We start from the raw sequence: 6,000 nt of genomic DNA, 5'->3' as shown, positions 1-6,000 counted from the left end.
TGCCCGCGCCGCAAGGTGGCGGTGATGAGCCTCTACGACGATTTTTCGGTGCATGACGGGCTGGCGCGGTTATGGCCGCAGACGGAATGGCTGAAGGCTGCGGTGCGGCTTGCAAGCGTCACGGGCGGCGAGGAGCGTCAGCGTTACCTCGCCTCCGGTCTCAGCGCCATCGGCGCGCTGCAGCCTTTTCTCGACACGCCGGTCAAGGGCCTGTGGTTCGACAAATGGCCGGCCGACAGGCCGATGCTCGACGAGCCGGCGCCGGCAAGCACGTTTTATCACATCGTCTGCGCCATATATGAGGCAGAGGCCGTGCTGGCGGCAGCTAACTAATATTGGACCGCCGGCGAGCGGCATCGCCGCTCGCCGGTTTTGGGCGTAGATCAGACCTTGGCCGGGCGCACGACGCGCCAGTCCGGTCTGCCGAGATTGTGCGGCCAGGCATGAACATCCTTGTCGTTGAAATAGACGACCTCTTCCAGCTTCGGAAAATCCGCCTGTTTCAGCGTCACGTCATTCATCCACGGACGAACATAGGAATCGCCGCCTTCATAACCCAGCTCGGCAACCCAGACCGGCTTGTTGAAGGTTTCGACAAGTCCATAGCCCTTGCGCAGCAGATCGGTGAAGGTCTTCGGTCCGCCATATTCGATCTTGTCGTATTCCTCGAGACCGAAGACCGAGAGGCCGACCAGATCGGCGTAGCTGTCACCTGGGTAGTAGGCCTGCAAACCGTCCAGACCTTTCGGTGACCACATCACCTTGACGCTGGGAACCGCCTTGCGGGTCATGTCCACCATGCGTTTATACGCCGTGATGTAATCACGCGGGTTCCAGCCCGACCACGAGAAGCGGCCGGACGTGTCTTCCATTTCCTGTCCCCAGCGCAGGATCAGCGGACTTTTCATCGCCGACATGCGTGCGGCGATCGCCTGCATGTTCTGGTCATAGTCGCCTCTCATCACCTTGCGGCGCAACTCGTCGGAGGTGAGCCGCCAGTTAACGTCCCAGGACCAGGGCTCGACCGTGATCAGCACGTTGCGCTTGCGCTCCAGAGCGTAAGCATCCGCAAGTGCAAGACTGTCGAGATCCACGTCTTCCCAGGGCAGGAACAGATGTTCCGACGCCACCCCGGTCTGGGCCGTGAAATCGCCGTGCGGATCGTAGGCACCGAAACGGATGCCGTCCGCATGCAATGTCGGTCTTTTGTCGGCAAGTGTCTTCATGCCCGTCGACGTCATGGGGGCGACACCCTGTGCGTCGAGCTTGAGCACCGGATACATGCCGGCGGTAAAGGCTGCGGCGGCACCACCTGCGAACAGAAGTTTTCTTCTTGTTATCTGCATGACACCTTACTCCCTACCTTGTTGCCGTCATCGCCTTGTCGTAGGCGGCGATCTGCGGCGTGACATCGTCCTTGCGGACGAGCTTGAGGAATTCATCGCCAGGGCGTGGCGGGTTGTGCCGGAACACGTACCATGGCCCGCCCTGCTTGCGCTGGTAGAGCACCTTGCCTATGCGGCCATGGTCGAAGCAGGTATCGGCCTTGCCGTTTCCTGCAGCGCTTTTCCAGGTGGCGCGCATGCACAGGGTGCCGTTGGCATCGACGGTCCAGCGGCCTTCACCGATGGACTTCTTGCCCTTTTCTTCCGTTGCGGCGATGAATTTGCGGTCTTGGGCGATGAAGCGTCCACCGCCCGTTTCCCATTTCCAGGTCTTGTCGAAGTACATGTCCACGACTTCGCTGGTTCTGAGCGGTTTCGGCGTCTTCGTGCCGCCTGCAGCGTGGACCGCGCTTGGCACGACCACCGCAAGACAGAGTACGAAAGCGGAGAATCCGCATTTGCTTATTGTTGTTTTCATCACAGCCTCCTCCTTCATTGTCCGACCCTATTGTCGGCCAGCATGATCTCTCCGGTCGCCACCGCCGGCGGCGGCGCCACGATCGGTTCCGCCTGCATTTCCTGCGGTCCGCGCAATCCCGGTACGGTAATGCGCAGTTTCAGACGCACCGATCTCGCACCTTCCACGCCCGCACCGGCGACCGTGAACCGCGTTTCGGTAAAACTGACATAGGGCTGCCCGTGCGACAGGGCCTCCAGCCCGCCGATCGCATGGGAGCTGAGCTGTACGGCACTGCCCGCCACCAGCAGCAACGAACAGGCGGCGGCAGTCGCTCCCCCGCGCAATGCCGGCAGCCTTGGCAAACCGTTTTCCATCGCATGGCGGATGAGCAGAAACACCGAAAGGCCCGCATAGATCGCCACATTGATGGCGGCGAAGACGAAGAAGCCCTCCGCCCCGTTTTCCCGCGGCGCCAGAACCATGGCCACGAGGCTGAGCGCCGCCAGAAGAATGTAGGGTGCTACGACCCTCAGCGGCAGCGGCGGTTTTGCCTGCGTGCCCTTGGGGGTGATGCGGAAATCGACGAAATCGCCACGGATCGTGTCGCGTATAGCCGCCAGCACGCCCATCAGCGACCAGGGCCAGCGCAGGAACAGAAATACCATGGCCTCCCAGCTGAAGAGCTTCGCATCATGCGGGCGGAATGCGCCCGTGGCCCGCCAGAAAAAGGCAAACACGATCATGATCAGCGAAACCGGCAGGAAATGCGCCAGAAATGCCGGATAGGATGCGTTGACCAGCACGTCGCCGCGCATCAGCGCAACGGCGGGAAGCACGAACATCAGCGCCATGAAGCCGGAAAACAGCGGATACCAGAGCTGCGAAAACAGGAACTGGAACTTCAGCCGCGGCGGCAGCTTCGGCACATAGTGCCTTGAATATTGCAGCAGAATGGTCATCAGGCTGCGCGACCACTGGAATTCCTGCACGATGAGATCGGCAAAGGTCACCGGCCCGTCGCCATGGGCGATGGCGTTGACGGCGTGAACGCCGCGCCAGCCGCCGGCGTTCATCAGAAGCGTGGTGGAATGATCCTCGGCAAGCTCCGGCCCAAGGCCGCCGACCTCCCGCAGGGCTTTCGTCCGCACCGCATAATGCGAACCGATGCAGAGCGGCGCCCAGCCATTATTGTAACCCAGTTGCAGCGCGCCATGCAGGCTCGCCTCGGCATAAAGCCTGCCGCGCGCGGCCCAGCTTTCACCGGCATTGGCGTCGCAGATGCTCGGGGCCGAAACATATCCAACCTTCGGATCGGCAAAGGGACGGATGATCTCGCGCAGATAATCCGGTTCCGGCACATGATCCGCATCGAACTGAGCGACGAAATCATAACGCTCGTAACCGTAGTGATCGTAGAAATAAGCGAGATTGCCCTCCTTGCAGCGTGTGCGCCGCGGCCAGGTCTTGCGATGATACTCCGCGACACCCTGTCGGGTGGAAACGAAAACGCCGTGCGCGCCACACCATTTCAGCGTTTCCGCATCCGGTGCCTCGTCGGCAAGCCAGACGTCGAATTCCAGGCCCTTCTGCTCCAGCATCGCCAGCAGCGTCTTCTGCACCACCGCAAAAGGTTCCGACGGCGCCTTGGTGACGACCATTGCCACCCTGCCCCGTGGCAGAGGGGAGCGCCGGTCGACAACCTTCGCGTTCAGAAAGATGAAGATGAAATAGGATGGCAGAAGCGTGATCCACGCGAGCGTCATCGTAACGACGGTATAATAGGGCCAGTCGATGACGCGATCGCGATCGAGCCACCAGATCCAGAAATAAGCGAGCGTCACCAGCCAGCCGCCAATGCCGAGAAGATAGGCCGTGCGGTTCCAGCCGGCAAAGACCGGCAGCATCCGCAAATCGCCGGCGACTGTGACCGTACGGGCCGATGGAATGGAAGGGGTGGAATGGGCTTTCATGACCGCACCTCCAGTCCGAAGCCGGGACCTGCCGTCCGGATGATGGTGTCGATATCCGAACGCTTCGGGATAAAGCCGAGCGTCTCTTCCGCACGTTTGATATCCGCAAACAGGGCTGGCGGATCGCCGGCGCGCCTTGCGCCGAAATGGACCGGAACTTCCTGCCCCGTTACGCGGTGGATCGCCCGGATGATATCCCCGACCGATGTACCGTGACCGGAACCGAGATTGACGCGCAGCGTCTCTCCGCCCTCGGCAAGATAATTGACGGCAGCCACATGGGCATCGGCCAGATCGCTGACATGGATGTAATCGCGAATGCAAGTGCCGTCGCTGGTGTCGTAATCCGCCCCGAAGACATCCAGTTGCGGCAGCCTTGCGGCAGCCGCCATCAGTGCCCGCGGGATCAGATGGGTTTCAGGCTCATGGCGCTCGTAAAGCTCACCGTCCGGGTCGGCCCCGGCGGCATTGAAATAACGCAGCGCCACGAAACGCAGACCGTAGGCGGCGGCATAATCATCGAGCGCCATTTCGAAGATCAGTTTCGTGCGCCCGTAAGGATTGACCGGCATTTGCGCCGTTTCCTCGCGGATGGGCAATTGCGGCGGCACGCCATAGGTGGCGCAGCTGGAAGAAAACACCAGCCCGCCGATATTCTGGTCGAGACAGGCATCCAGCAGCGCAAGACTGCCGCCGACATTGTTGCGGTAATATTTGCGTGGATCCTCGACGGACTCACCGACATAGGCATTGGCGGCGCAATGGATGACGAAGGCTGGCGAGAACTCCTTCAGCGTGGCTTTCAAAAGGCCGCGATCCAGAATGTCGCCCTCTATGAAGGGACCCCAGCGAACCGAATCCGCGTGACCCGTCGAGAGATTGTCGTAAGCGATGGGCTTGAAGCCGGATTGGGCCAGCGCCTTGCAGATGTGGCTGCCTATGAATCCGGCCCCGCCCGTGACGAGGATTGTGCGGGGCATCTCATACGGCCTCCGCCACAGTCTTGCCAGCCAGCAATGCATCGAAATAGACGATGGTTTTTTCCAGGCCGATTTCGAGCGGCACGCGCGGCTGCCATCTCAACAGTTCCTTTGCCCGCGAAATATCGGGGCGGCGCTGCTGCGGATCGTCGATCGCGGCGGGCAGATGCACGATGCGCGAACGGGAACCCGTCATGCGGATGACGATATCGGCGAGCTGCCGCACCGGAATTTCGCTCGGGTTGCCGAGATTGATAGGCCCGGTGCAATCCTTCGGCTTGGCCGAGAAGCGCAGGAAACCGTCGATCAGGTCATCGACATAACAGAAGGAGCGGGTCTGGCTGCCATCGCCGTAAATGGTGATGTCGGCGCCCTTCAGAGCCTGGACGATGAAGTTCGAAACCACACGTCCATCATCGGGTCGCATGCGCGGCCCATAGGTGTTGAAGATGCGTCCCACCTTGATATCGACACCGAAGCTACGGTGATAATCGAAAAACAGCGTTTCGGCGCTGCGTTTCCCTTCATCGTAACAAGCTCGCGGCCCGATTGTATTTACATTGCCGAAATAGGTTTCCGGCTGCGGATTGACGTGCGGATCGCCATAGACTTCCGATGTCGACGACTGCACTACGGTTGCACCGCATCTGCGTGCTACTTCCAGTACATTGACCGCACCCAGGACATTGGTGAGCAGCGTGCCGACAGGGTCGCGCTGATAGTCGGGCGGTGAAGCCGGCGAGGCGAAGTTGAAGATCAGCGAGACATCGATGTCATAGGGTTTGCGCACGTCGTGCTCGACCAGCAAAAACCGCTTATTGTCCCGCAAATGCGCCACATTCGCGGTGCGCCCGGTCGAAAGATCGTCGAGACAGATCACCTCGTGACCGCAGCTCAACAGGCGCTCGCAAAGATGGGAACCGAGAAAACCGGCGCCGCCATTGACGAGAACGCGTTGGCCAGGTCTCCATTCGGAGTAGATGGTGACGCCGTTGTCGTGTTCGTTGGGAACGAAATTACGCATTACACACTCCTCCCCATGAGGAATCAGCGCAGCTGATTCACCTAAACTGGATCAAACTCCCGATTGTACGTTATCTTGAATATCATCCTCCGGTTTTTACTTCTTCTGGAGGCTTAATATTTTGATCGGATAAATTTCAACTTTCATGATAGGCGCAGCAGAAAACAGGTCAACTTCATTT

Annotated in this window: 6 protein-coding genes; 1 reads left to right on the top strand and 5 read right to left on the bottom strand. The window is 60.1% G+C overall.

Features of this window, described 5'->3' with window-relative positions; all coding sequences use genetic code 11:
- Positions 1-333: AGE family epimerase/isomerase (locus tag ACQZ5G_RS25005; protein ID WP_448742687.1), on the top strand; the 333-nt coding region annotated here is incomplete at its 5' end.
- 50 nt (positions 334-383) lie between these two features.
- On the opposite strand, the gene ACQZ5G_RS25000 is transcribed toward ACQZ5G_RS25005, so the two are convergent.
- From ACQZ5G_RS25000 to ACQZ5G_RS24980, 5 genes are read right to left on the bottom strand one after another with little or no spacing between them, the layout of a single operon-like run.
- Entirely contained in the window at positions 384-1,346 is a 963-nt protein-coding gene (locus ACQZ5G_RS25000) for a glycoside hydrolase family 26 protein (protein WP_448738477.1), read from the bottom strand.
- A gap of 13 nt (positions 1,347-1,359) precedes the next feature.
- A complete protein-coding gene (locus tag ACQZ5G_RS24995) occupies positions 1,360-1,863 on the bottom strand; it encodes a DUF995 domain-containing protein (protein WP_003523821.1) in 504 nt (167 codons plus the stop codon).
- A gap of 14 nt (positions 1,864-1,877) precedes the next feature.
- Positions 1,878-3,815, bottom strand: coding sequence for a glycosyltransferase family 2 protein (locus ACQZ5G_RS24990; RefSeq protein ID WP_448738476.1), 1,938 nt, complete (start codon positions 3,813-3,815; stop codon positions 1,878-1,880).
- A complete protein-coding gene (gene galE, locus ACQZ5G_RS24985; protein WP_020811999.1) occupies positions 3,812-4,795 on the bottom strand; it encodes a UDP-glucose 4-epimerase GalE in 984 nt (327 codons plus the stop codon). Before galE ends, ACQZ5G_RS24990 begins: the two co-directional genes overlap by 4 nt.
- 1 nt (position 4,796) lies before the next feature.
- Entirely contained in the window at positions 4,797-5,819 is a 1,023-nt protein-coding gene (locus ACQZ5G_RS24980; protein ID WP_003523818.1) for a UDP-glucuronic acid decarboxylase family protein, read from the bottom strand.
- Positions 5,820-6,000: the final 181 nt, after the last annotated feature.

It is taken from the genome of Agrobacterium sp. 22-214-1 (assembly GCF_053522465.1).
The sequence above is the reverse complement of the archived record's forward strand: the minus strand, read 5'-3'. Positions and strand labels throughout refer to the sequence as shown.